This window comes from Frigoribacterium sp. ACAM 257 (assembly GCF_007954365.1).
Classification (GTDB): Bacteria; Actinomycetota; Actinomycetes; order Actinomycetales; family Microbacteriaceae; genus Frigoribacterium.
The window spans coordinates 112,638-137,532 of record NZ_VOLO01000003.1 but is presented as its reverse complement, the minus strand read 5'-3'; the positions used below and the strand labels follow the sequence as shown (position 1 = coordinate 137,532).

22 protein-coding genes, 1 tRNA gene and 1 pseudogene are annotated in these 24,895 nt (G+C 72.6%); 7 read left to right on the top strand and 17 right to left on the bottom strand.

Annotated elements, in window-relative coordinates:
* Nucleotides 1-95 precede the first annotated feature (95 nt).
* From eno to ES689_RS10455, 7 genes are all read right to left on the bottom strand, one after another.
* Nucleotides 96-1,376 (bottom strand): phosphopyruvate hydratase, encoded by a 1,281-nt coding sequence (eno, locus tag ES689_RS10485; protein ID WP_146903986.1) that lies wholly within the window; start codon nt 1,374-1,376, stop codon nt 96-98.
* 112 nt (nt 1,377-1,488) lie between these two features.
* Nucleotides 1,489-2,733, bottom strand: a complete 1,245-nt coding sequence (hisS, locus tag ES689_RS10480; RefSeq protein WP_146903983.1) for a histidine--tRNA ligase — start codon at nt 2,731-2,733, stop codon at nt 1,489-1,491.
* Between the two features lie 523 nt (nt 2,734-3,256).
* A complete protein-coding gene (locus ES689_RS10475; RefSeq protein ID WP_146903980.1) occupies nt 3,257-3,964 on the bottom strand; it encodes a MazG nucleotide pyrophosphohydrolase domain-containing protein in 708 nt (235 codons plus the stop codon).
* 63 nt (nt 3,965-4,027) lie between these two features.
* Complete coding sequence (mfd, locus tag ES689_RS10470) at nt 4,028-7,675, bottom strand: transcription-repair coupling factor (protein ID WP_146903977.1); 3,648 nt, start codon at nt 7,673-7,675, stop codon at nt 4,028-4,030.
* Nucleotides 7,676-7,770: 95 nt separating this feature from the next.
* Nucleotides 7,771-8,358 carry an aminoacyl-tRNA hydrolase gene (gene pth, locus ES689_RS10465; protein WP_146903974.1) on the bottom strand — a complete coding sequence of 196 codons (588 nt, stop codon included), beginning with the start codon at nt 8,356-8,358 and terminating at the stop codon, nt 7,771-7,773.
* A gap of 136 nt (nt 8,359-8,494) precedes the next feature.
* Entirely contained in the window at nt 8,495-9,130 is a 636-nt protein-coding gene (locus tag ES689_RS10460) for a 50S ribosomal protein L25/general stress protein Ctc (RefSeq protein WP_146903971.1), read from the bottom strand.
* Nucleotides 9,131-9,392: 262 nt separating this feature from the next.
* Complete coding sequence (locus ES689_RS10455) at nt 9,393-9,926, bottom strand: gluconokinase (RefSeq protein WP_223269535.1); 534 nt, start codon at nt 9,924-9,926, stop codon at nt 9,393-9,395.
* Between the two features lie 220 nt (nt 9,927-10,146).
* On the opposite strand from ES689_RS10455, the gene gndA reads away from it, so the two are divergent.
* Nucleotides 10,147-11,550, top strand: coding sequence for an NADP-dependent phosphogluconate dehydrogenase (gene gndA / locus ES689_RS10450; protein ID WP_370512364.1), 1,404 nt, complete (start codon nt 10,147-10,149; stop codon nt 11,548-11,550).
* A gap of 129 nt (nt 11,551-11,679) precedes the next feature.
* Here the strand turns inward: gndA and ES689_RS15895 are convergent.
* From ES689_RS15895 to ES689_RS10425, 5 genes and pseudogenes are all read right to left on the bottom strand, one after another.
* Nucleotides 11,680-11,787 (bottom strand): annotated as a pseudogene (locus ES689_RS15895) (SRPBCC family protein); the annotation flags it as partial.
* Nucleotides 11,788-11,839: 52 nt separating this feature from the next.
* Entirely contained in the window at nt 11,840-12,817 is a 978-nt protein-coding gene (locus ES689_RS10440; protein WP_146903966.1) for a ribose-phosphate diphosphokinase, read from the bottom strand.
* Nucleotides 12,818-12,859: 42 nt separating this feature from the next.
* The gene (gene glmU, locus ES689_RS10435) at nt 12,860-14,293 is read right to left on the bottom strand and encodes a bifunctional UDP-N-acetylglucosamine diphosphorylase/glucosamine-1-phosphate N-acetyltransferase GlmU (RefSeq protein ID WP_146903963.1); all 1,434 of its coding nucleotides are present in this window, start codon (nt 14,291-14,293) and stop codon (nt 12,860-12,862) included.
* A 127-nt stretch (nt 14,294-14,420) separates the two neighbouring features.
* On the bottom strand, nt 14,421-14,915 hold the full coding sequence (locus tag ES689_RS10430; RefSeq protein ID WP_146903960.1) for a DUF4126 domain-containing protein: 495 nt from the start codon (nt 14,913-14,915) through the stop codon (nt 14,421-14,423).
* Nucleotides 14,916-14,984: 69 nt separating this feature from the next.
* Nucleotides 14,985-15,056 (bottom strand) — tRNA-Gln (locus tag ES689_RS10425).
* A 205-nt stretch (nt 15,057-15,261) separates the two neighbouring features.
* Between ES689_RS10425 and ES689_RS10420 the strand changes: the two genes are divergently transcribed.
* Nucleotides 15,262-15,801 carry a MarR family winged helix-turn-helix transcriptional regulator gene (locus tag ES689_RS10420; RefSeq protein WP_146903958.1) on the top strand — a complete coding sequence of 180 codons (540 nt, stop codon included), beginning with the start codon at nt 15,262-15,264 and terminating at the stop codon, nt 15,799-15,801.
* Between the two features lie 96 nt (nt 15,802-15,897).
* Here ES689_RS10420 and ES689_RS10415 read toward each other — a convergent pair whose 3' ends face one another.
* The 5 genes from ES689_RS10415 to glp form a co-directional block, all read right to left on the bottom strand.
* Nucleotides 15,898-17,712 (bottom strand): ABC-F family ATP-binding cassette domain-containing protein, encoded by a 1,815-nt coding sequence (locus ES689_RS10415; protein WP_146903955.1) that lies wholly within the window; start codon nt 17,710-17,712, stop codon nt 15,898-15,900.
* 64 nt (nt 17,713-17,776) lie between these two features.
* The gene (locus ES689_RS10410) at nt 17,777-18,241 is read right to left on the bottom strand and encodes a molybdenum cofactor biosynthesis protein MoaE (protein ID WP_146903952.1); all 465 of its coding nucleotides are present in this window, start codon (nt 18,239-18,241) and stop codon (nt 17,777-17,779) included.
* Nucleotides 18,234-18,725 (bottom strand): molybdenum cofactor biosynthesis protein B, encoded by a 492-nt coding sequence (locus tag ES689_RS10405; protein WP_146903949.1) that lies wholly within the window; start codon nt 18,723-18,725, stop codon nt 18,234-18,236. The genes ES689_RS10410 and ES689_RS10405 overlap by 8 nt, the downstream gene beginning before the upstream one ends.
* Complete coding sequence (moaC, locus tag ES689_RS10400; RefSeq protein ID WP_146903947.1) at nt 18,722-19,252, bottom strand: cyclic pyranopterin monophosphate synthase MoaC; 531 nt, start codon at nt 19,250-19,252, stop codon at nt 18,722-18,724. The genes ES689_RS10405 and moaC overlap by 4 nt, the downstream gene beginning before the upstream one ends.
* Nucleotides 19,245-20,495 carry a gephyrin-like molybdotransferase Glp gene (gene glp, locus ES689_RS10395; protein WP_146903944.1) on the bottom strand — a complete coding sequence of 417 codons (1,251 nt, stop codon included), beginning with the start codon at nt 20,493-20,495 and terminating at the stop codon, nt 19,245-19,247. The genes moaC and glp overlap by 8 nt, the downstream gene beginning before the upstream one ends.
* Before the next feature lie 38 nt (nt 20,496-20,533).
* Between glp and ES689_RS10390 the strand changes: the two genes are divergently transcribed.
* The 5 genes from ES689_RS10390 (at nt 20,534) to ES689_RS10370 (ending at nt 24,803) form a co-directional block, all read left to right on the top strand.
* Nucleotides 20,534-21,421, top strand: coding sequence for an MTAP family purine nucleoside phosphorylase (locus ES689_RS10390; RefSeq protein ID WP_146903941.1), 888 nt, complete (start codon nt 20,534-20,536; stop codon nt 21,419-21,421).
* 68 nt (nt 21,422-21,489) lie between these two features.
* Nucleotides 21,490-22,545 carry an NAD(P)-dependent oxidoreductase gene (locus ES689_RS10385; protein ID WP_146904857.1) on the top strand — a complete coding sequence of 352 codons (1,056 nt, stop codon included), beginning with the start codon at nt 21,490-21,492 and terminating at the stop codon, nt 22,543-22,545.
* Between the two features lie 181 nt (nt 22,546-22,726).
* The gene (locus tag ES689_RS10380) at nt 22,727-23,395 is read left to right on the top strand and encodes a glycosyltransferase family 2 protein (protein ID WP_146903939.1); all 669 of its coding nucleotides are present in this window, start codon (nt 22,727-22,729) and stop codon (nt 23,393-23,395) included.
* Nucleotides 23,392-24,063, top strand: a complete 672-nt coding sequence (locus tag ES689_RS10375; protein ID WP_146903936.1) for a DUF2064 domain-containing protein — start codon at nt 23,392-23,394, stop codon at nt 24,061-24,063. The genes ES689_RS10380 and ES689_RS10375 overlap by 4 nt, the downstream gene beginning before the upstream one ends.
* Nucleotides 24,064-24,065: 2 nt before the next feature.
* Nucleotides 24,066-24,803: a bifunctional 2-polyprenyl-6-hydroxyphenol methylase/3-demethylubiquinol 3-O-methyltransferase UbiG gene (locus ES689_RS10370; protein WP_146904854.1), complete on the top strand. Its 738-nt coding sequence runs from the start codon at nt 24,066-24,068 to the stop codon at nt 24,801-24,803.
* Nucleotides 24,804-24,895 lie beyond the last annotated feature (92 nt).

Below are 24,895 nucleotides of genomic sequence, written 5' to 3'. Positions count from 1 at the left end.
GGAACGCCGAGAGGCCCGCTCCCCCGAGGGGGAACGGGCCTCGGTGCGGGGACCACGTCGAGGACGTGGGCCCCGTCGGGCACTGCTCTGTGGCGCTAGGCCGAGAAGCGCGGGAACGCCGAGTAGCCGGCGTACCGGGCCGCGTCGCCCAGCTCCTCCTCGATGCGGAGCAGCTGGTTGTACTTCGCGACCCGCTCGCTGCGGGCGGGGGCGCCCGTCTTGATCTGGCCGGCGTCGGTCGCGACGGCGAGGTCGGCGATCGTCGTGTCCTCGGTCTCGCCGGAGCGGTGCGACAGCACCGTCGTGTAGCCGCTGCGCTGCGCGAGCGAGACGGCGTCGAGCGACTCGGTCAGCGTGCCGATCTGGTTCACCTTGACGAGGATCGAGTTCGCGGCGCCGGCGGCGATGCCGCGGGCGAGGCGCTCGGGATTCGTGACGAACAGGTCGTCGCCGACGATCTGCGTCTTCGAGCCGATCTCGCTCGTCAGGTGGGCCCAGCCCTCCCAGTCGTCCTCGTCGAGAGGATCCTCGATGGTGACGAGCGGGTAGGCCGACACGAGGTCGGCGTAGTAGCCGGCGAGGAACGCGGAGTCGCGCTTCTCGCCCTCGAACGTGTACGAGCCGTCGGCGTAGAACTCGCTCGAGGCGACGTCGAGGCCGAGCGCGATGTCCTTGCCGGGGGTGAAGCCGGCATTGGTGATCGCCTCGACCAGCAGGTCGAGCGCGGCACGGTTGCTCTCGAGGTTCGGCGCGAAGCCGCCCTCGTCGCCGAGGCCCGTCGACAGGCCCTTGGACTTCAGCTCGCTCTTGAGCGCGTGGTAGGTCTCGGCGCCCCAGCGGAGGGCGTCCGCGAACGACGTCGCGCCGATCGGCAGGATCATGAACTCCTGGATGTCGACGTTGCTGTCGGCGTGCGAGCCGCCGTTGATGACGTTGAGCATCGGCACGGGCAGGGTGTGCGCGTTCGGGCCGCCCAGGTAGCGGAAGAGCGGCAGGTCGGCCGAGTCGGCGGCGGCACGGGCCACGGCGAGCGAGACGCCGAGGATGGCGTTCGCGCCGAGGCGCGACTTGTTCTCGGTGCCGTCGAGCTCGATCATGGCGGCGTCGACGAGGCGCTGGTCGGTCGCGTCCATGCCCTCGACCTCGGGGCCGATCTCGTCGATCACGGCGGCGACGGCCTTGAGGACGCCCTTGCCGAGGTAGCGGCCCGCGTCGCCGTCGCGCAGCTCGTAGGCCTCGAAGGCCCCGGTCGATGCGCCCGAGGGGACGGCCGCGCGCGACACGGTCCCGTCGTCGAGCAGGACCTCGACCTCGACCGTGGGGTTGCCCCGCGAGTCGAGGATCTCGCGTGCGCCTACTGCGTCGATTTCTGCCACGGATGAACTCCTTAGTCGTCGATGTGCGTGCGGGGCACGCGGTCATCTCGATCCTAGCCGCGCGGGCCGACGCCGAGCGGGCCGCCTGGACCCACGCCGGGCGGGACGCGCGTCAGCCCAGCGGCCGCACCTCGAGGTCGTCCGGTGCTTCTCCCCCGCGCACCGCGACGAAGCGCCGGAACCCGGCGGCCGCGAGGGCGTCGAGCTGGCCGCCGACGTTCTTGGCGCGCTTCTGCAGCCGGACCCGCGCCTCCCCCCGGGACACCAGCGCCTTCTGCAGGGCCAGCAGCTCGACCGGGGCGACCGCCTTGTCGTAGAGGACGACGAGGCCGTCGTCGTCGGCGTCGTCGAGCTCGACGAGGTCGACGATCCGCTCGAAGCCGAGCGAGAAGCCGGCGGCCGGCACGTCGGTGCCGAGGAACCGGCCGATCATGCCGTCGTACCGGCCACCGCCGCCGAGCGAGTACGAGAAGTCGGGGTGCGCCACCTCGAAGATCGTGCCCGTGTAGTAGCCCATTCCCCGCACGAGCGTCGGGTCGAAGACGAGAGCGACCTCAGGCAGCGCGGCGCGGAGGGCGAGCAGGTCGCCGAAGGCGTCCTGGTCGAGCCACGCAGGAGGCGGGGAGGCGGTCGCCGAGTCCCAGGTCGCGTCGCCGAGCTGGGCCAGCTGGTCGGCCAGGCCGGGTGCCTCCACGCCGATCGAGACGAGCTGGGCCGCGACGCCCTCGACGCCGATCTTGTCGAGCTTGTCGATCTCGAGCAGGGCGCGGTCGTGCAGGTCGGCAGGCACGCCCCAGTGCGACAGCACGCCGATGAGGACGCGTCTGTCGTTGACGCGGATGGTCGTGCCGTCGAGCCCGAGGGCGCCGAGCACGGCCGTGGTGGCGGAGATGAGCTCGATCTCCGCCAGCTGGCCCGGCTCGCCCAGGATGTCGATGTCGCACTGCACGAACTGCCGGTAGCGGCCCTTCTGCGGTTTCTCGGCACGCCAGACGGGAGCGATCTGGACACTGCGGAAGACCGTCGGCAGCTCGGCGCGGTGGGACGCGTAGAAGCGCGCCAACGGCACCGTCAGGTCGAAGCGGAGGCCGAGGTCGGCGAGCTCGAGCGGGGACGCTGCGGACCGCAGCGCCTCGTCGTCGAGGCCCCGGCGCAGCACCGCGAAGACCTGCTTCTCGTTGTCGCCGCCCAGGCCCGAGAAGAGGTACTCGCTCGACTCGACGACCGGGGTCTCGATCTCGTCGAAGCCGTGCGCCCTGTAGACGTCCCGGACCACGGAGAGGACCCGCTCACGGCGGCGCTTGTCGGCGGGCAGGAAGTCTCTCATCCCGCGCGGCGGGGTCACGTGTGAGGGCATCGGACCATCATCCCAGAGCGGTCGACCACACGATTCCGATCACCGCTTGCCCATATTTCACATTGCTTGTACTGTCGAGGTGTCGGCGACGCGAATCGGGTTGCGCATCGCCGACCTGGCGCCCGCCTTCCCTGCGGCCGGGCGCCGCGACGGGCCGGGCGTTCTGCCCGGTCCGTCATCCACCCGCCAGCGTCTCGAGGCAGCGCCCAGCAACAGCGTCCCCAGAGAGCGTCTCCAGAGAACGTCTCCAGAGAACGTCTGCCGGCAGCGGCTGGTGAGTGTCACTTGACATGTCAACCGACACGGGCTACATTCAGACCATCGTCACAGTGCCCGTTCTGGTGTGATCCCCAGAATCGAGCGCCGTGACGATGGTGTGGTCTGTCGTCGATTCACTGCGAGACGCCCGTGTCTCCCCAGGCACGTGAGCTTCGCGTTCCGACAAGACCACGCGCGGGCGCCTCCCTGTTCGGGTCAGGGGGGCGCCCACCTTCGCCTCCGGCCTTCGGCTGACCCCACCGGACTAGGCGCGTGGGGCTTGCTCCTCGCGGGCCCGCAGCAGGGCCTCTCGTTCTCGCACCGCCCGACGCAGCGCACGCTCGGCGTCGATGCCGCCTCGACCTGCCGCGTCGACTGCGGCGAGCAGGTCGCGTCCCCAGAGCAGTTCGGCATCGTCGCCGGCGTCGCCGACCTCGACGAGTCCCGCGTCGCGGCCCTGGACTCCTCCGTCTGCCGGAGGGGCCCCGGCGGCGAGGCGCCTGCCCTCGAGCTTCTGGGCACGGGACAACGCGGGCAGGCCACGCGGCACACCGTCGTACGCGCTCGACCTGCTGGCCTTCTCGACGGCCTTCGCGGCACTCCAGAGACGCACGATGTCGTCGACGTCCGACGCGCTCGCGCCGCCGAAGACGTGCGGGTGCCTCCGTACGGTCTTCAGCCGGACGTCGCGCACGACGTCGGCCAGGTCGAAGGCGTCCCCGGAGGCGCGTGCCGCGATCGCGGAGTGCAAGACCACCTGGTAGAGCACGTCGCCCAGCTCCTCACGCCGATCAGCTGCGGTGCCGTCCTCGACCGCCTCCACCAGCTCTGCGCACTCCTCCACGAGGTAGGTGACGAGCGACTCGTGCGTCTGAGCGCGGTTCCACTCGCAGCCGCCCTGGTCTGCCAGCAGCGCCGCGACCACGTCGGACAGCTCCCTGACCTCGGCCTCGAGCCCTCTGTCGTCGCGCACCGCGCCTCCTCGTCTGGCCGCCGGGGCCGTCGTGGACGGGCCGCCGAGAGGCCGCCCGTCGGGTCAGGCCGTGGGGGCAGCGCCGCCGACGGCAGGCCGCGGCACGTCGGCACCGTAGATGGCGGTCATCAGCTGCTCGACCCAGAGGATGAGCTCGGCGTCGGCCAGGCCCTCCCCGTGTCGGACGGGCAGGGGCACGCTGACCGAGTTCGTCTGGCCGAACCAGCGGGCGCCGGGGTAGAGGCGCTGCAGGCGGACCTGGACGCTGTCGGCCAGGTCGGCCCCGGCCACGCGCAGGTTGCTGCCCATGACGACGACTTCGCTGAGACCGGCCTTCTGCGCCGCACGCCGGAGACGGGAGACCTCGATCAGAGCCAGCACGGACGCCGGCGGGGTCCCGTAGCGGTCGGTGAGCTCGTCGAGCACGGAGTCGATCTGGTCGTCGCTCGACGTCGGAGCACTGGCGGTCGAGAGCTTCTGGTAGGCCTCGAGGCGGAGGCGCTCGCTCTCGACGTACTCGTCCGGGATGTGCGCGTCGACGGGCAGCTCGAGCCGCAGCTCGGTCTGGCCCTCGGCCACGTCGCCGCGGAACGCGCCGACCGCCTCGCCGATCATGCGGAGGTAGAGGTCGAAGCCGACGCCCGCGATGTGGCCGGACTGCTCGCCGCCGAGCAGGTTGCCGGCGCCGCGGATCTCCAAGTCCTTCAGGGCCACCTGCATGCCGGCGCCGAGCTCGTTGTTCGCCGCGATGGTCTCCAGCCGGTCTTGCGCGGTCTCGCTGAGCGGCTTGTCCGGGTCGTAGAGGAAGTAGGCGTAGCCGCGCTCCCGACCTCGGCCGACGCGGCCGCGCAGCTGGTGGAGCTGGCTCAGGCCGTACTTGTCGGCCCGGTCGATGATCAGGGTGTTCGCGTTGGCGATGTCGAGGCCGGTCTCGATGATGGTCGTCGAGACGAGCACGTCGAACTTGCGCTCCCAGAAGTCGACCATGACCTGCTCGAGGGTGGACTCGGCCATCTGGCCGTGCGCGACCGCGACCCGCGCCTCCGGCACGAGCTCGGCGATCTCGGCGGCGACGCGGTTGATGCTCGACACGCGGTTGTGCACGTAGAACACCTGGCCCTCGCGCAGCAGCTCTCGTCGGATCGCGGCCGCTTTCTGCCGCTCGCCCTCCGGCCCGACGAAGGTGAGGATTGGGTGGCGGTCTTCTGGAGGCGTCGCGAGCGTCGACATCTCGCGGATGCCGGTCACCGCCATCTCGAGCGAACGCGGGATGGGCGTCGCCGACATCGCCAGGATGTCGACGTTCGTCTTGAGCTTCTTCAGGGCGTCCTTGTGCTCGACGCCGAACCGCTGCTCCTCGTCGATGATCACCAGCCCCACGTCTTTGTAGGCGATGCCCTCGCTGAGAAGGCGGTGCGTGCCGATGACCATGTCGACCGTGCCGTCGCCGAGCCCCTTGATGGTCTCCTTGCTCTCCTTCGCGGACTGGAACCGGCTGAGGCTCCGCAGGTGCACGGGGAACCCGGCGAAGCGCTCGCTGAAGGTGTCGAAGTGCTGCTTGACGAGCAGGGTCGTCGGCACGAGCATCACGACCTGCTTGCCGTCCTGGATCGCCTTGAAGGCGGCGCGCACGGCGACCTCGGTCTTGCCGTAGCCGACGTCGCCCGACAGCAGGCGGTCCATCGGGATCGGCCGTTCCATGTCGGCCTTGATCTCGTCGATCGTCGTGAGCTGGTCGGGCGTCTCGGCGAACGGGAACGCCTCCTCCAGCTCGCGCTGCCACGGGGTGTCGGGCGGGAACGCGTGCCCCTTCGACGCCATCCGCGCCGAGTACAGCTTGACGAGCTCGACCGCGATGTCGCGGACGGCCCGGCGGGCCTTGCTCTTCGCCGAGGCCCAGTCGCTGCCGCCCATCTTGCTCAGCGACGGCGCCTCGCCGCCGACGTAGCGGCTGAGCAGGTCGAGCTGGTCGGTGGGCACGTAGAGCTTGTCGCCCGGGTAGCCGCGCTTCGACGGCGCGTACTCGAGCACGAGGTACTCGCGGCTGTTCTTGACGGCGTTCCGGCCGCCGGACGAGACCTCGCGGCTGGTGAGCTCGAGGAACTTGCCGATGCCGTGGGTCTGGTGGACGACCACGTCGCCCGGCTTGAGCTGGAGCGGGTCGACGACGTTCTTGCGGCGGCTCGCGAGCTTCTTGACCTGACGGGAGTCGTAGTTGGCCGACCGGCCGTAGAAGTCGCTCTCGCCGAGGACGGCGATCTTGGCCGAGGGCAGCTCGAAGCCGGCCTCCACTCCCCCGGCGACGAGGTGCACGACGCCCTGTTCGAGGTCGTCGGGCAGTGCCTCGACGAGGCGGGCGGCCACCCCCTGCTCGGACAGCACGTCGCGGGCCCGCTCGACGAGACCGGTGCCCCGCGCCGTCACGACGACGCTCCACCCGTCTTGCACTCGGCCGACGACATGGTCGAGCGCGCCCTCGGCGTGCCCGCTGAAGCTCGGGACGGGCGCCGCCTCGACGCGCACGTAGTCGCCCGCCGCCTGTGCCGCCTCGTCGTCGGTGAGGACCTCGCCGGAGTCGAAGCCGCTGAAGGTGAACCAGGCTCGGTCGCCGGCCGCGGCCCGCAGGTCACGGAGAGCGAGGAAGTCGCCGGCGTCGAGGTCGATCGGGGCGGCGGCCCCGGCCGTCGCGGCGTTCCAGGCCGCGGACAGGAACTCGCGGTTCGTCTCGGCGAGGCTCTTCGCGCGCGACTGCACGCGCTCGGGCGAGAGCACGGCGACGGAGGCGCCCGCCGGCAAGTAGTGCGTGAGCGGCACGAGGCGGTCGACCAGGGCGGGGGCCAGGGACTCCATCCCCTCGACGGGGATGCCCTCGGCGATCTTGGCCAGCATCTGGGCGAGGCCGGGGAACTCGTGCTGCATCTCGCGAGCACGCTGTCGGACCGGGGCGGTCAGCAGCATCTCGCGGCTCGGCGGAAGCTCCACCGTGCTCACGACGCCCTCGAGACTGCGCTGGTCGGCGACGGAGAAGGTGCGGAGCTGGTCGACCTCGTCGCCGAAGAAGTCGACGCGCACCGGGTGCTCGGCCGTCGGCGGGAACACGTCGAGGATGCCGCCGCGCACCGCGAACTCGCCGCGCCGGGTGACCATGTCGACGCGCGCGTACGCGAGGTCGACGAGCCGCAGGGCGATCGCGGAGAGGTCGTGGCCCCGGTCGCCGATGGTCAGCACGACCGGGTCGATGTCGGCGAGGTTGTCGGAGACGGGCTGGAGGGCGGCCCGCACGCCCGCGACGACGACGAGGGGACGCACGTCGCTCGCGGGGCCCGTGCTGCCGGCGGCCGTGGCGATCGTCGCCGCCTCCGCCTCGGCCGACCAGGCGGCGAGGCGACGGAGCGCGTGGATGCGCTTGCCCACGGTCTCGGCGCTCGGGCTGAGGCGCTCGTGCGGCAGGGTCTCCCACGCGGGGAACTCGATCACCTCGGCGCCCGGTACGTAGCTGGCGAGGGACAGGCGGACGGCCTCGGACTCGCGACCGGTGGCGGTGACCACGAGCATGGCCTGGGGCCCGGCGCGGCGCGCGAGCAGCCCCGCGAGGAGCGGCACGCGCAGGCCGTCGACCACCGAGAAGTCGGTGCTGCGCTCGGCCCGGTCGAGGGCGGAGGAATACGTGGAGGCGCGCGACAGCGCCTTGATCAAGCCCGCGAGTATCACCGGACAAGGCTACTCGGCACCGCCGACAGTGCGCCGGTCGGCGATGCCCCGCCCGGTGGGAGCTGGCAGCAGGTCGCGGCTGGGCAGGGCCCCGATCAGGCCTTCGCGGTGTGGAACTTGAGCTGCGCCGCGGTGAGGCCGTCGGAGACGATCATCTCGACCGCGTCGGCCGCGTCGCCGAGCAGCAGCGGGAGCTCCTTGCGCTCGGTCGACGAGAAGGCCTTGAGCACGTAGTCGGCGGCGGGCTGCCTGCCGGGCGGACGACCGATGCCGACGCGGACGCGCAGGAACTCGTTCGAGCCGGTGGCGGCGATGATGTCGCGCAGCCCGTTGTGGCCGCCGTGGCCGCCGCCCTGCTTGAGCTTGATCGAGTCGAAGTCGATGTCGAGCTCGTCGTGCACCACGATCAGCCGTGACACGTCCAGGTCGTAGTACTTGAGCAGCGCGGCCACGGGCCCGCCCGACAGGTTCATGAAGCTGCGGGGGGCGGCGAGGACGAAGCGGGGGCCGCCCGGCTGGGGGCGGCCCTCCGCGACGCTCGCGTTGGTGCGGTGGTTCTTGAAGCTCGCCGACAGGCGGTGCGCCAGCTCGGCGAGCACCATCTGTCCGACGTTGTGCCGGGTGCCTGCGTAGTCGGGCCCGGGGTTGCCGAGCCCGACCACGAGCCACTGCGAGTCGTCCACGGGATGGTCCTCCTCGGGAGACACGCGGGGCTGTCAGGCGGTCGGCGTCGCGGACGACGCCGTGGTGCGGTGGTGCGGTGATGCGGTGATGCGGTGATGCGGTGATGCGGTGATGCGGTGATGCGGTGATGCGGTCTTACTCGGAGCGCTCTTCGTCCTCGATCGAGGGCACGTCGCCCTCGGCCTCGGCGGCCTCGCCCGACTCGTCGTCGACGGCGTCGGTGGTGAGGTCGAGCTGCGGGACGGAGACGCTCGTGATGAGCACCTCGGCGTCGGTGACGAGCGAGGCGCCCTCGGGGAGGACGACGTCGGAGGCGTGCACCTGCGCGCCGTCCTCGAGGCCCTCGATCGAGACGACGACCGACTGCGGGATCGCGGTGGCCGAGACCTCGAGGGTGATGGCGTTGAGCTCGACGACGTGGATCGTGCCGGGAGCGGACTCGCCCTCGATGTGGACGGGGACGTCGACCTCGACCTTCTCGCCCTGACGGACGACGATGAGGTCGATGTGCTCGATGACCTGCTTGACCGGGTCGCGCTGGATGTCCTTGACGAGGGCGAGCTGCTGGGTGCCCTCGATGTCGAGCGTGATGAGCGCGTTCGAGCGACGCGTGATGAGCATCGTCTCGTGGCCGGGCAGCGTGACGTGCTGGGGGTCGGTTCCGTGGCCGTAGATGACGGCGGGGATCTGGTCGTTCGCGCGGATCTTGCGGGCCGCGCCCTTGCCGAAGCTGGTGCGGACGAGAGCGGAAAGGGTGTTGTCGTCAGCCATGGATGTCTCCGTTTCTGCGGGCCTGGCGGCCCGGGATGTGTGGGTCGATGTCAACTCGAACGCAGATCGCGTGAGGAGGGACCTCGCAGCCGTGGGGACGATGTCACGAGACCGAGTGCCTGCCTACCGCGTCGATAACGGGTGCCGGAGCGCCCCTCGCCGAAGTCGACACCCAGGCTACAGGCCACCCGGGCGTGTCGCCAACCCGTGTCGGCGTCCCGTGTCGGCGTCACGGGTCGTGGGCGCCCCGTGAAGACGGACGTCAGCGTCCGTCGAGACGGGCCAGCGCCTCCGCGACGATCTCGTCCGGACCCGCGGACACGTCGACGCCGAAGCCGGGCTCGTCGTCGCCGAGCGGCTCGAGGGTCGCGAACTGCGAGTCCATCAGCCCGGGAGGCATGAAGTGGCCCTTGCGTGCCTTCTGCCTCTCGGCCACGAGCTCACGGACACCGGTGAGGTGCACGAACAGGAGGCGCGGGTCGCCGCCGCGGAGCACGTCCCTGTAGCGGCGCTTCAGGGCCGAGCAGGCGACGACGACGCCGTCTTCTCCCGCGTCGCGGATGCGGTCCGCGACGATCTCGAGCCACGGCGCCCGGTCGTCGTCGTCCAGCGCGTGGCCGGCGGCCATCTTGTCGCGGTTGGTCTTCGGGTGCAGGTCGTCGGCGTCGACGAAGGGGACGCCCGCCGTGCGGGCGAGGAGCTCGCCGACCGTGGACTTGCCGGAGCCGGACACCCCCATCACGACGACGGGCGGGATCGAGGAGGGGAACGGAGCGGGCATCGGGGTCTCAGGCACGGGGACCTCTCGGTGTCGGGGACGGCGGCGTCCCGACCAGCGTAGACGCGCCTCCTCGTGTCGTCCGCGCCCCGGAGGGCACTGACGGTGCCTGTCAGGGGCGCAGGACGGAGGAATAGTGTGCGGGGGTCATCGACCGCAAGGAGGCACCGTGACCGAGCACGGAGAACAGTCCACCCCCACCGCCCAGGCGAACATCGGAGTCGTCGGCCTGGCCGTCATGGGTTCGAACCTCGCCCGCAACCTCGCCAGCCGCGAGGGCAACACCGTCGCCGTCTACAACCGCTCCCCCGGGCGCACCGACACCCTGATGGACGAGCACGGCGACGCCGGCTTCGTCGCCTCGGGGTCGATCGAGGACTTCGCCGCGTCGCTGCAGAAGCCCCGCACCGCGATCATCATGGTGCAGGCCGGCAAGGGCACCGACGCCGTCATCGACCAGCTCGCCGACCTCTTCGAGGAGGGCGACATCATCGTCGACGGCGGCAACGCGAACTTCCAGGACACGAGGAGGCGCGAGGCGGCCCTCAAGGAGCGTGGCCTCAACTTCGTCGGCGCCGGCATCTCCGGCGGCGAGGAGGGCGCCCTCAAGGGCCCGTCGATCATGCCCGGCGGCTCGAAGGAGGCGTACGAGACCCTCGGGCCGATCCTGGCGTCGATCGCTGCGGTCGCCGAGGGCGAGCCCTGCGTCACGCACATCGGCTCCGACGGCGCGGGCCACTTCGTGAAGATGATCCACAACGGCATCGAGTACGCCGACATGCAGCTCATCGCCGAGTCGTACGACCTGCTCCGCCGCGTCGGCGGCCACGAGCCGGCCGACATCGCCGCCGTGTTCGAGGAGTGGAACAAGGGGGAGCTGGAGTCGTACCTGATCGAGATCACCGCCGAGGTGCTGCGCCAGGTCGACGCCAAGACCGGCGGGCCGCTGGTCGACTCGATCGTCGACGCGGCAGGATCGAAGGGCACCGGCGTCTGGACCGTGCAGAACAGCGTCGGCCTCGGCGTCCCCGTCGGCGGCATCGCCGAGGCCGTCTTCGCCCGGGCCGTCTCGTCGAAGCCCGACCAGCGCGCCGCGGTGCAGGCGACCCTGCAGGGACGGCCCGAGGTGCACGAGGCGGGCGACGGCTTCGAGGACGACGTGCAGAAGGCGCTCTACGCCTCGAAGATCGTGGCCTACGCCCAGGGCTTCGACGCGATCATCGCGGGCGCGCTCGAGTACGACTGGGACATCGACAAGGGCGCCGTGGCGAAGATCTGGCGCGGCGGCTGCATCATCCGCGCGCAGTTCCTCAACCGCATCGTCGAGGCGTACGAGAAGGACTCGACCATCGCGACGCTGCTCGAGGACGACTACTTCGCCGCAGCCGTCCGCGACGGCGAGCAGGCCTGGCGCCGCATCGTCGCCAAGGCGGCCCTGTCGGGCATCCCCGTGCCCGGGTTCGCGTCGGCGCTGTCGTACTACGACTCGCTCGCGTCGGAGCGCCTCCCGGCCGCCCTCATCCAGGGCCAGCGTGACTTCTTCGGCGCGCACACCTACGAGCGGGTCGGCGAGGACGGCGTGTTCCACACGCTGTGGTCGGGCGACCGCTCGGAGATCGAGACGGAGCCGTCGACGCACTGACGTCGGCGCGACTCGACGCCGGGTCGCGGTGTCGCAGGCGAGAAGGGACGAGGCAGGCGCGGTCCCGCGCCTGCCTCGTCCCTTCTCGCTGTCGGAGCGGCCGGCGTTGCAGGCGCTGCCGGTGCGGGGCCGGATGAACGGGTCCCAGCGGAGGCGCGCCTCTCCCGTCGTCTGCGACACGGCGAAGGCGAGCTCGGGGCTGACGGGGACGACGCAGCGGGACTCGACGACGGGCACGAGATGCTGCCTACGCCGGGCGTCGGCAGCGCCGACGGGTTCGCCGACTCCGCTACGCCGCGCCGTCGAACATCGACGTGACCGAGCCGTTGTCGAAGACCTCGTGGATCGCGCGGGCGATGAGGGGGGCGATCGGCAGGATCTCGAGCTTGTCGAACTTCTGGTGGTCGGTCAGCGGCAGGGTGTCCGTGACGACGACCGAGTCGATGAAATCGCTGCTGAGGATCTCGGGCGCCGGGTCGCTGAAGACCGCGTGGGTGGCCGCGACGACGACGCCGATCGCACCGGCCGCCTTGAGCGCCTCAGCGGCCTTGACGATGGTGCGGCCCGTGTCGATCAGGTCGTCGACCAGCAGGCAGACGCGGCCCTCGACCTCGCCGACGATCTCGTGCACCGTGACCTGGTTCGGCACCAGCGGGTCGCGGCGCTTGTGGATGATGGCGAGGGGCGCGTCGAGCTTCTCGCTCCAGATGTCGGCGACGCGGACGCGGCCCATGTCGGGCGAGACCACGGTCAGGGTGCTGTTGTCGAGCTTGGTGCGGAAGTGCTCGAGCAGCACCGGCATGGCGAAGAGGTGGTCGACCGGGCCGTCGAAGAAGCCCTGGATCTGCGGGGCGTGCAGATCGACGCTCATGATGCGGTGCGCGCCCGCGGCCTTGAACAGGTCGGCGACGAGACGGGCCGAGATCGGCTCGCGACCGCGCCCCTTCTTGTCCTGGCGGGCGTAAGGGTAGAACGGTGCGACCACCGTGATGCGCTTCGCCGAGGCGCGCTTGAGGGCGTCGACCATGATCAGCTGCTCCATGAGCCACTCGTTGATCGGGGCCGAGTGCGACTGGATGACGAACGCGTCGGCGCCGCGCACGCTCTCGTCGTACCGGGCGTACAGCTCGCCGTTGGCGAAGGTGCGGGCGTCGGTCGGGATCAGCTCGGAGCCGAGCTCCGACGCGATCTGGTTCGCCAGCTCGGGGTGCGCACGCCCCGAGACCAGAACGAGTCGGTTCTCGCCGGTGATCTTGATTCCGGACACGTCACTCGCTCTCCGGCCCCGGAGGGCCAACCCGACAGGGGGTCAGTCGGTCGTTCGTTCGGCGCGGGCGGCGGCCTCGGCCGCCGCTGAGCCGGGGCGGTTCGCCTCGACCCATCCGCTCGCATTGCGCTGTGGGGCGATGCTCAGCGCCAGCGCGCCGGCCGGCACGTCCTTGCGGACGACCGTCCCTGCGCCTGAGTACGCTCCGTCGCCAATCCTAACGGGGGCGACGAAGACGTTGTGCGACCCGGTGCGCACGTTCGACCCGACCTCGGTGCGGTGCTTGTGCACCCCGTCGTAGTTCGCCGTGATGGTGCCGGCGCCGATGTTGCTGTCGGTGCCGACCTCCGTGTCGCCGATGTAGCTGAGGTGGGGCACCTTCGAGCCCGCGCCGATCTCGGCGTTCTTCGTCTCGACGAAGGTGCCGATCTTGCCGCCCTCGCCGAGCACGGTGCCGGGACGCAGGTACGAGAACGGCCCCACGGAGGCGCGGGCACCGATGACGGCGAGGGTCGCGTCGGTGCGCTTCACGACCGCCCTTTCTCCGACCTCGGTGTCGACGAGCGTCGTGTCGGGACCGACAACGGCACCCGCCGCGACGTACGTGGCGCCCTTCAGCTGCGTGCCGGGAAGCAGCTCGACGTCGGGGCTGAGCGCGACGTCGCGGTCGATCCAGGTGGTCTGCGGGTCGACGATGCTCACGCCCTCGCGCTGCCAGTGCTCGACGATCCGGTCGTTCAGGCGGCGCGCCGCAGCAGCGAGCTGCACACGGTCGTTGATGCCCTCGAGACGCCACGTCTCGTCGACCGCGCGGGCGGAGACGCGCTCGCCGGCGGCGGTGAGCAGCCCGACGACGTCGGTGACGTACTTCTCGTTCTGTGCGTTGGCCGAGCCGACGCGGGGCAGGTGGGTCCGCAGGGCGGCGACGGTGAACGCGTAGGTGCCGGAGTTGATCTCGCGCAGCTGCCGCTCCTCCTCGGTGGCGTCCTTGTGCTCGACGATGCGGTCGACGTCGCCCGACGAGCGCCGCACCACGCGGCCGTAGCCGTGGGCGTCGGGGAGGACGGCCGACAGCAGCGTCGCCGCCGCCGCCTCCTCGCGGTGCTGGGCGAGGAGAGCCGTGAGGGTCACGTGGTCGAGGAACGGCACGTCGGCGCTCACGACGACGACGTCGCCGTCGAAGTCGGCGGGCAGCGCCTCGACGGCCTGCTCGACGGCCCGGCCCGTGCCCGGCACCTCGTCCTGGTCGACGATCACCGCGCCGGGCGTCGTCTCGACGATGCTCGTCACGACCAGGTCGCGCTCGTGGCGCACGACGGCGACGAGGTGCTCTGGCTGCAGCGCCCCCGCGGTCTCGAGCACGTGCTGGACCAGCGGCAGGCCGGCCAGGCGGTGCAGGACCTTGGGCGTCGAGGACTTCATGCGCGTGCCCTGTCCTGCGGCGAGGACGACGACGGCGAGGCTGCGTTCGGGCATGGGACTCCTAGAGGTGGGGCGTGCGGCGATCACCGGCGATCCTCCCACGGGCGTCGGAGCAGCCGCCGGTGGGCCCCGCGTGTCCGCTGCCGCGGGCGAGCGGGGCGGTGGCGGTGGAGGGGAGACGTCAGCTGCGGGCGGCGCGCACCACGGCGGCGGTGCCGCCGACTGCGACGGCGTCCTCGAGCAGGGCGACGAGCACGTCGGGCAGGCCGGTCTTCTCGACGAGGACCTTGCGGCCGAGGTAGCCCGCGAAGCTGCCGACGACCGCCCCGGCGGCGCCGAGCAGGGCGCCCTGCACCCCGCGGTCGGCACGCAGATCGGTGGTGCCCATGGCGAAGCCGACGACGGCACCGGCGGCGATGCGTCCGGAGATCGCGCCGCCCGAGATGCGGCTGGGCGTCGAGGGCAGCTTGTCGCCGACGAGCTCGCCCGCGCCGGCGGCCACGAAGACGGCACGGCCGATCGGCGAGCGGAAGACCGCCCACTCCTGCCAGCTGCCCGTGAGGGTGCGGCTGTCGCGGCTGAGGGCGAGCGCCGCGAGCGGGGTAGCCGAGCGGGAGCCGGTGAGGACGCCGAGCAGGGCGGCACGGGCGAGCGGGGAGAGCGTGGTGGTCGACATGGCCGCAGGCTATCGAGGGCGGCGGCCGCCGGTCCGGATCGGGACCAGCGCCTCCTCGGCTGCTCTCGGCTCCGCCACCAGGATTCGAACCTGGACCTAACAGCTCCAAAGGCTGTCGTGCTGCCGTTACACCATGGCGGACCGCGCTCTCGGCGCAGGGTCGATTCTGTCAGACGCCGCCTCCGTCGTCGCTGCCGCCCGCTGTCGCCCCTCTTCTGCTCGAGGGCGGGTCATCGTCATCGAGGGCGGGTCGATGCGAACCCGCCCTCGGCCACGCTGACCCGCCCTCGACCCGGAAAGCCCGCCGTCGACGGACTCGGGACGGGCGCGCTGCCATGATGTGCAGATGCCCGAGGCCGATCAGCACGACGAGCGCGAGCCGCAGGGCGGGACCGCGCCGCGCGACGAGGTCGACCGGATCGTCGCGGCGTGGTCTTACGAGCGGCCCGACCTCGACTTCGCGCCGTTGCACGTCCTCTCACGCGTCGGCCGCCTCGCGAAGCACCTCGACCGTGCCCGCCGCGACGCCTTCGTCGCCAGCGACCTCGAGCAGTGGGAGTTCGACGTCCTCTCCGCGCTGCGCCGCGCCGGCGGCCCCTACGAGCTGAGCCCGAAGGCCCTGCTGCAGCAGACGCTCGTCTCGAGCGGCGCCATGACCAACCGCATCGACCGGCTCGTCGCGCGCGGCCTCGTCGAGCGTCGCACCGACCCGAACGACGGCCGCGGCGTGCGGGCACGGCTGACCCAGGCAGGGGGCGACGCGGTCGACGCGGCCATCGAGCGCCTCCTCGCTGCCGAGCGCCGCCTCCTCGCCGACCTGGGTCCGGTCGACGAGCAGCGTCTCGGCGACCTGCTGCGCCGCCTCAGCCTCACCCTCGGCGACTGACCCTGCCCCCGGCGACGAGTGGTCGGTTCCTGTCGTTCCGCGCCTCGCGAGGGACCGGACCTGACCACTCGGCCGGCCAGACCCCCAGCCAGCGCGCTAGGCGAGCAGCTCGCTGAGCTCGAGCCAGCGCACCTCGAGCTCGGCCGTCTTGTGGTCGAGCGCGGTCAGCTTCGCCTGGAGCGCCGCGAGGCCGTCGAGGTCGGTCTGGTCGAAGCCCGCGAACTGCTCGAGCAGGCTGCTGCGCTCGGTCGCCGACTTGGCGAGCTTGCGGTCGATCGAGCCCAGCTCCTTCTCGGCGTTGCGCTTCTCCGCGCCCGACAGGCCCGACGCGGCCGCGGCGGCGGCGACGGACGACTGGGCGCCCTGCACCGCGGTCGGCCGGTCGGTCGCCCCGCCCTGGGTGTCGGTGGCCTGCTTGCGCAGTGCGAGGTACTGGTCGACGCCGCCCGGCAGGTGACGGAACTGCCCCTCGAGCACCGCGTACTGCTGGTCGGTGACGCGCTCGAGCAGGTACCGGTCGTGCGAGACGACGAGCAGGGTGCCGGGCCAGCCGTCGAGCAGGTCCTCCATGGCGGCGAGCATGTCGGTGTCGAGGTCGTTCGTGGGCTCGTCGAGGATGAGCACGTTCGGCTCGTTCAGGAGGATGAGCAAGAACTGCAGGCGGCGCTTCTGCCCGCCCGACAGGTCCTTGATCGGCGTCTGCAGCTGCGCGCTGGTGAAGCCGAGGCGCTCGAGCAGCTGCCCGGGCGTCATCTCCTTGCCGGCCGTGACGTAGGAGGTGCGCTGCCGGCCGATCAGGTCGTTCACCTTCTCGTTCGCGACCTCGTGCAGGTCAGCGAGCTGCTGGTCGAGGATGGCGAACTTGACCGTCTTGCCCTGCTTGACCCGCCCCTCCGTCGGCTGCAGCTCGCCCGTGACGACCTTGAGCAGCGTCGACTTGCCGGCCCCGTTGACGCCCAGCACGCCGGTGCGCTCGCCGGGGGCGATGCGCCACTCGACGCCGTGCAGCACGCGCTTGTCGCCGAACGTGACGCCGACCTCGACGAGGTCGACGACGTCCTTGCCGAGCCGCGCGGTGGCCATCTGCGACAGCGCGACGGTGTCGCGGGCGGGCGGCTCGTCGGCGATCAGCTCGTTCGCCGCGTCGATGCGGAACTTGGGCTTGGTCGACCGCGCCGGGGCGCCGCGACGCAGCCACGCCAGCTCCTTGCGCATCAGGTTCTGGCGCTTCGACTCGGACGCCGCGGCCGAGCGGTCGCGCTCGACGCGCTGCAGCACGTAGGCCGCGTAGCCGCCCTCGAAGGGCTCGACGATGCCGTCGTGCACCTCCCACGTGTCGGTCGAGACCTCGTCGAGGAACCACCGGTCGTGGGTCACGACGACGAGCGCGCCCGACGAGGGCGACCAGCGGCGACGGAGGTGCTCGGCCAGCCAGGCCACGCCCTCGACGTCGAGGTGGTTGGTGGGCTCGTCGAGGAACAGCACGTCCCAGTCGCCGACGAGGAGGCGCGCGAGGGCCACCCGACGGCGCTGGCCGCCCGACAGGTCGCCGAGCCGCGCCTCCCACGGGATGTCGGTCGCGAGGCCGGAGATGACGTCGCGGATGCGGGCGTCGCCTGCCCACTCGTGCTCGTCGCGGTCACCGACGATCATGCGGCCGACCGTGTCGTCGTCGGGCAGCACGTCGCGCTGGTCGAGCATGCCGATCGTGAGGCCGCGACGGGTGGTGACCCGGCCGTCGTCGGGCTCGAGGCGACCGGCGAGCACGGACATGAGGGTCGACTTGCCGTCGCCGTTGCGGCCGACGACGCCGATGCGGGAGCCCTCGTCGATGCCGAGGGTCACCCCGTCGAGGACGACCTTGGTCGGGAATTCGAGCTTCAGGTTTTCTGCGCCGAGGAGATGTGCCACCTCAGAAGGGTAGGCGACGGCGGCTGACCGAGCGGACCGCATCCGCGGCGCCGCCCGGCTGCGCTCAGCCCAGCGACGCCGTCCACTCGTCGGGGCCGTCCGTGAACGCCTGGCGCTTCCAGATCGGCAGCCTCTGCTTGACGAGGTCGACGAGCGCCGAGCAGGCGGCGAAGGCCTCGGCACGGTGGGGCGAGGCGACGGCGCAGGCGAGCGCCACGTCGCCGATCTCGAGGTCGCCGACACGGTGCTGCACCGCGATCGTGACCGCGGGGTGCTCCGCCGCGATCTGCTCGGCCACGGAGCCCATGACGTCGCCGGCCGACGGGTGCTGCTCGTAGTGCAGCGCGACGACGTCGCGCCCTTCGTCGTGGTCGCGCACGACCCCCTCGAACGTCACGACCGCCCCGGAGGCGCGGCTCGCCACGATCACGGAGCACTCGGCCGCCGACAGCACGGTCTCGACCACCTCGGCCAAAAGCACGCGCCCGCTGGGGCCGCTCGCCCGGGCCACGTCGTCGTCGTCAGTCATGAGCGCCTCCGGAGAGCTGGTCGAGCAGGTGGTCGATCAGGGGGTCGAGGACGGCGAGGCCGTCGCGCACTCCCCCGCGGGAGCCGGGCAGGTTGACGACGACGGTGCGGCCCGCGACTCCCGCCAGCCCCCTCGAGAGCACGGCCGTGGGGACGGCGGCCGCGCCGCGCCTCCTCAGCTCCTCGGCGATGCCGGGGATCTCGCGCTCGAGCAGCGGAGCGGTCTGCTCCGGAGTGCGGTCGGTCGGCGTGAGGCCGGTGCCGCCGGTGGTGAGCACGACGTCGACGCCCTGCGCCAGGGCCGCGGCGAGCGCCTCGCCCACGGGGGCACCGTCGGCGACCACGACCGGCTCGCCGGCGAGCCAGCCGCGTGCCGTGAACCAGTCGCGGATCACCGGGCCGGTGAGGTCGGGCGACGTCCCGGCCGCGGCTCGGGTGGAGGCGACGACCACGACCGCGCGCCGGGCGGCAGGTGACGTCGTCATCTCGCCCACTCCCCGCTCTTGCCGCCGCTCTTCTCGAGCACCTTGACGTCGCCGATCACGGCGAGGTGGTCGACGGCCTTGATCATGTCGAAGAGGGTGAGCGCCGCGACGGTCGCCGCGGTCAGCGCCTCCATCTCGACGCCCGTGACGCCTCGGGTCCGGACGCGGGCGACGACGGTGACCGACGCCTCCTCGGCGCCGGTGTGGGTCTCGAAGTCGACCGTGATCGCGCCGAGCGGCAGGGGGTGGCAGAGCGGGATGAGGGCCGGGGTCTGCTTCGCGGCCATGATGCCGGCGATCCGGGCTGTGCCGAGCGCCTCGCCCTTGGGCAGGGTGCCGTCGACGAGCCGGGCGACCACGTCGGGCCGGGTCGTGAGCACCGCCTGGGCGGCGGCCTCGCGGCTCGTCTCGGCCTTGCCCGTCACGTCGACCATGTGGGCCGACCCGTCGGGCCGGACGTGGGTCAGGTCGCCGACCGGCTGCTGCCCGGCCGACGCGGGCGGGGCGCCGTGCGCGTCGTCACTCATCGAGCGTCCAGACTACGACCTCGTCGCCGTCGTCGAGCCGGTCGACGCCGACCGGGACGTGCACGAGCACGGTCGCCTCGGCGTACGAGGCCAGGAGGTGCGAGCTCGGGCCGCCGACGAGCACGACCCGCCCGTCGACGTCGAGGCGTCCGCGTCGCAGCTGGTGCTTGCCCACGGGAGAGTCGGCCGCCTCGCCCATCGGCACCGTGCGGTGCAGGCGAGGCGTGCCGACGCCCGTCGCGTCGTGCAGCACAGGCCGCAGGAACGCCTCGAACGAGACGAGCGCGCTGACCGGGTTCCCCGGGAAGCAGACGACGGGCAGCCGGCGGTCGTGCACGGTGAGGGAGCCCCAGCCCTGCGGCCCGCCGGGCTGCATCGCCACGTGCCCGAAGACGACGCCCGCCGTCTCGAAAGCGTCGCGGACCACCTCGTAGGCACCGGCGCTGACGCCCCCCGTGGTGAGCACGAGGTCGACCGACCCGGCGTGCCGGGCCACGACGCCGAGCAGTGCGTCCGCGTCGTCGGGGACGCGCTCGACGACCACGTCGACGCCGACGTCGACGAGGGCCGCAGCGAGGCCCGAGCCGTTGGCGTCGTGGATGAGGCCGGGGGCGAGGGCGGCACCGGGGGCGCTCAGCTCCTCCCCGGTCGAGACCAGCAGGAGGCGCGGGCGGCGGACGACCTCGACGGTCACGAGCCCGGAGGCGGCCAGCACCCCCCAGCGCGCCGGGGTGAGCACCGTGCCGGCGCGCAGCAGGACGCTGCCTGCGGAGACGTCGCTGCCGGCGGCGCGGACGAAGGTGCCCTCGGCCACGGGGCCGGGGAGGACGACACGGGCGTCGGCGCCCGCGACGGGGAACGCGGGCGGGGCGGCGCGCTCGATCGGCACGACCGCGACGGCGCCCGCCGGGACCGCTGCACCCGTCATGATCGGCGCGGCGGTGCCCTGTCGGAGCGCCGGGCCCACGTGGCCGGCCGGGATCGGGTCGACGACCACCAGGTCGACTCCGCCGTCGCGCGCGGCGTCGGCAGCGGTCAGGGCGTAGCCGTCCATCTGCGAGTTGGCGAAGGGAGGGAGGTCGAGCGGCGCGACGACGTCGGCCGCGAGCACCCGGCGGCGGTGCCGGTCGGGCTCGGCCGCGATGCGGACCGGGTCGACGAGGAGGGCCTCCACAGGACGCCGCGCCAACGCCTCCTCCACCAGCGCCCGGACGGCGATCTGGTGCTGCTCGACTGTGCGCACGGGTTCCTCTCACGGCGGTCGTCGATAGCGTAGCGAGCGTGACCGACACCTCCTCCTCCTCGTCCCCCGCCCTCCCCCGCGTCGACGTCGCCGTCATCGGCGGCTCCGGCCTGTACTCCCTCTTCGCACCCGGCACGGCGACGAGCCACGTCGTCGAGACGCCCTACGGGCCGACGTCGAGCGAGGTGACGATCGGCGAGATGGGCGGCAAGACCGTCGCGTTCCTCACCCGGCACGGCAAGGGCCACTCCGTGCCGCCGCACCGCATCGACTTCCGCGCGAACGTCTGGGCGCTCGCCTCGCTCGGCGCGAAGGCGGTCGTCTCGTCGTCCGCCGTGGGCGGGGTCAGCCCCGAGTACCCGCCGGGCACCATGGTCGTCACCGACCAGTTCATCGACCGCACCTGGGGCCGCCCCGACACCTTCTTCGACGTCGAGGGCGGGGTGCAGCACCTCGTCGCCGCCGACCCGTTCGACCCGGTGCTGCGGGCCGCCGCCGTCTCGGCCCTCGAGGCCCAGGGCGAGCCGTTCGCCCCGACCGGCACCTGCGTCGTCATCCAGGGCCCCCGGTTCTCGACCCGGGCCGAGTCGCTCTGGTTCCGCGCCGCCGGTGCGCACACGATCAACATGACGATGTACCCGGAGGTGCCCCTCACGCTCGAGCTCGGCATGGGCGCCGTGAACATCTCGTTCGTCACGGACAGCGACGCAGGCCTCGCCCCCGAGGAGGGCCAGGCAGGCACCGACGACGACGCCGTCAGCCACCAGCTCGTGATGGACCGCCTCGCCGCGGCCCAGCCGCGCATCGTCGCCGCCATCGAGGCGATCGTCGCGGGGCTGCCTGCGGACTACGCGCCGCGCGAGCTCGTCTCGTCGGCGGCGACGGCGGCGGTGCTCGCGCGCCCCGTGCGGTCGGCGACCTCGTGACCGACACGACGGGCGCCTCCTCCGCGACGGGCCCCGCCGACGCAGCCCGCGCCTCCTCGTCGCCCGGGCTGCTGCTCGTGACGGGCGGCGCCGGCTTCATCGGCTCGGCCGTCGTCGAGCAGGCGCTGGGCCGTGGCTGGTCCGTGCGCGTGCTCGACTCGCTGCGACCCGACGTGCACGGCGGCCCCCCGACGCTCGACCCGCGGGTCGACTTCGTCCACGGCGACGTGCGCGACGCGGCGGTCGTCGACGCGGCGCTCGCGGGCGTCGACGCAGTCTGTCACCAGGCGGCCAAGGTCGGCCTCGGCGTCGACTTCCAGGACGCGCCTGACTACGTCGACAGCAACGAGCACGGCACGGCCGTGCTGCTCGCCGCGATGGACAGGGCGGGGATCGACCGGCTCGTCGTCGCCTCGTCGATGGTCGTCTACGGCGAGGGCAGCTACCGCACGAGCGCGGGCGAGACCGAGCGGCCGGCCCCCCGTCGCATCGCCGACCTCGACGCCGGCGTCTTCGACCCGCGCGACGCCGAGGGCGAGCTCCTCGAGCCGCAGCTGATCGCGGAGGACGCCCCCCTCGACCCCCGCAACGTGTACGCGATCACGAAGCTCACGCAGGAGCACCTGTCGACCTCGTGGGCCCGCAGCACCGGCGGCCGCGCCGCCGCCCTGCGCTACCACAACGTCTACGGGCCGGGCATGCCGCAGAACACCCCCTACGCCGGGGTGGCGTCGCTGTTCCGCTCCGCGCTCGAGCGCGGCGAGGCGCCCCGCGTCTACGAGGACGGCGCCCAGCGGCGCGACTTCGTGCACGTGCGCGACATCGCGTCCGCCAACCTGGCGGCGCTCGACTGGACGGGCGAGCAGGAGCCCGACTCGTTCCGGGCGTTCAACGTCGGCAGCGGCACCGTGCACACGATCGGCGAGATGGCGGAGGCGCTGGCCCGCGAGGCCGGCGGGCCCGCTCCCGTGGTCACCGGCCAGTACCGCGCGGGCGACGTGCGCCACGTCACCGCTTCGTCAGCCCGGCTGCGCGACGAGCTGGGCTGGAGACCGGCTGTGTCGTTCGAGGCGGGCATGCGCGAGTTCGCGACTGCGCCGCTGAGGGCTGCCGTCGGCGGCTGAGGCCGCACCTGCAGATCCTGAGGGGCAGCACGGTCCAGTTCGTCGCCGACGGTCCGGCGACACGGACCGTGCTGGACGGACCCGCCCGAGTTCCCTGCCCGGGCAGACCGAGCAGGGCCGACGACCCCCCGTCCGGGCCGACCCTGGCCCCTCCCAGGGGCGGGACCGTAATATCACCAGGATGAGCAGTTCCCAGGTCGACGTCGTGCTCCCCTGTCTCGACGAGGCCGGGGCGCTGCCCTGGGTGCTCGGACGACTGCCCGAGGGCTGGCGAGCCATCGTCGTCGACAACGGCTCGACCGACGGCTCGGCCGACGTCGCCCGTCAGCACGGCGCCCTGGTCGTCGAGGAGGCGCGTCGTGGCTTCGGAGCAGCCGCCCATGCCGGTCTCGAGGCCGCCACGGCACCGTTCGTGGCCTTCTGCGACGCCGACGCGTCGATGGACCCCGCCGACCTGCCGACGCTCGCCGGACCCGTGCTCGCGGGCGAGGCGGAGCTGGTGCTGGGCCGCCGACGACCCACCGTCCGAGGGGCCTGGCCGTTCCACGCCCGCGTCGCGAACCGCGTGCTCGCGCACCTGATGCGCCGCGCCTCCGGCGTCGCCCTGCACGACCTCGGCCCGATGCGCGTCGCCAGCCGCGAGGGGCTGCTCGGCCTCGGCCTCCTCGACCGACGCAGCGGCTACCCGCTCGAGATGGTGCTGCGCGCCTCCGAGGCGGGCTGGCGCATCCACGAGCTCGACGTGCCGTACTCGCCGCGCGTCGGCCGCAGCAAGGTGACCGGCACGATCCGCGGCACCGCACGGGCCGTCGAGGACATGTCGCGCCTGCTCAGGGAGGCAGGCCGATGACGACCGTCGTGGTGATCTGCAAGGAGACCCTGCCGGGCAAGGTCAAGACGCGCCTGCACCCTCCCCTGACCCTCGAGCAGGCCGCCGAGGTTGCGGCCGCGGCGATCCAGGACACCCTCGCCGTGGTGCGGCAGCTGCCCGCGAGCCGACGCGTCCTGCTCTTCGACGGCAACCGAACGCCCCCCGGCTCCGAAGACTTCGATGTGATCCACCAGATCGGCGGCGGCCTCGACGCACGGCTCGGAGCCCTCTTCGACGAGGTCGACGGGCGCACCGTGCTCGTCGGCATGGACACGCCCCAGCTCACCGTCGCCGACCTCGCCCCGGCCTTCGACGACCCTTCCGACGACGTCGACGCCTGGTTCGGCCCGGCCAACGACGGGGGCTTCTGGGCTCTGGGACTCGAGCGACCCACGGGCGACCTGCTGCGCGGCGTCCCGATGTCGCGCGACGACACCGGCGCACACCAGCTGCGTCGACTCGCCGAGGCGGGTCTGCGCGTCCGCGCCCTGCCCGAGCTCGTCGACGTCGACACGATCGACGACGCCCGGCTGGCGGCCGCCGCGGGCCCCGACACCCTCTTCGCGCAGGCCCTGCGCCGACTCGACCCCACCACCGCTGGCGATCCCGACGCCTCCCGGCCCACCACCGAGGAGACCCTCTCGTGACCATGACCGCCGACCCCCAGCCCACCTTCGGCTCAGGAGGCGCCGAGCCGTACGCCCGTGCCCTCCGCCGCGAGGGGCGGCTCCAGCTCGTCCGCTCCCCCGGCACCGCTCGCCAGGGCTCACGCCCGGTCGACAGCGTCCGCGACGCCGCGGACCGCAACGCGGTGGACCGCAGCACCTCCGACCTCGACGCGTTCGACGTCGCCCGCTGGAGCCGCGACGCCGACGCCGCCGACCTGAGCACGATCCTCGACGCGTCCTCCGTGCTCGACATCGGCTGCGGCCCCGCCAGGATGGTGCGCGCCGCCGTCGACCGCGGGCTCGGCGCCCTCGGCGTCGACGTCTCCGTCACCGCGGTCGCCATGGCCGTCGACGCCGGGCTCCCCGTCGTGGCCGGCTCGGTCTTCGACGCGCTGCCGGGCGAGGGGACGTGGGACGTCGCCCTGCTGCTCGACGGCAACGTCGGGATCGGCGGCGACCCGACCGCGCTCGTCGCCCGCGCCTCCTCGGTGGTCGCCCCCACGGGGTCCGTCGTCGTCGAGACCGCGGCGGACCCCGCGGTCGACGTCGCGTACGACGCCCAGGTCGTCGACGAGCAGGGCCGCGCGAGCGCCACGTTCCCCTGGGCCGAGGTCGGCCGCGAGGCACTCGGCCGCCACGCCGCCGCCGCGGGCCTGCGCGTGTCGCAGACCTGGTCGGTCGGTCGTCGCACCTTCTGCCGGCTGGTGCGCGCCTCCTAGGCCAGGAAGCGACGCGCAAACGACGAACCGACGTGGGAGATCACGTCGGTTCGTCGTTTGCGCGTCGCCTCAGCCGAGGCCGAGGCCGCTCG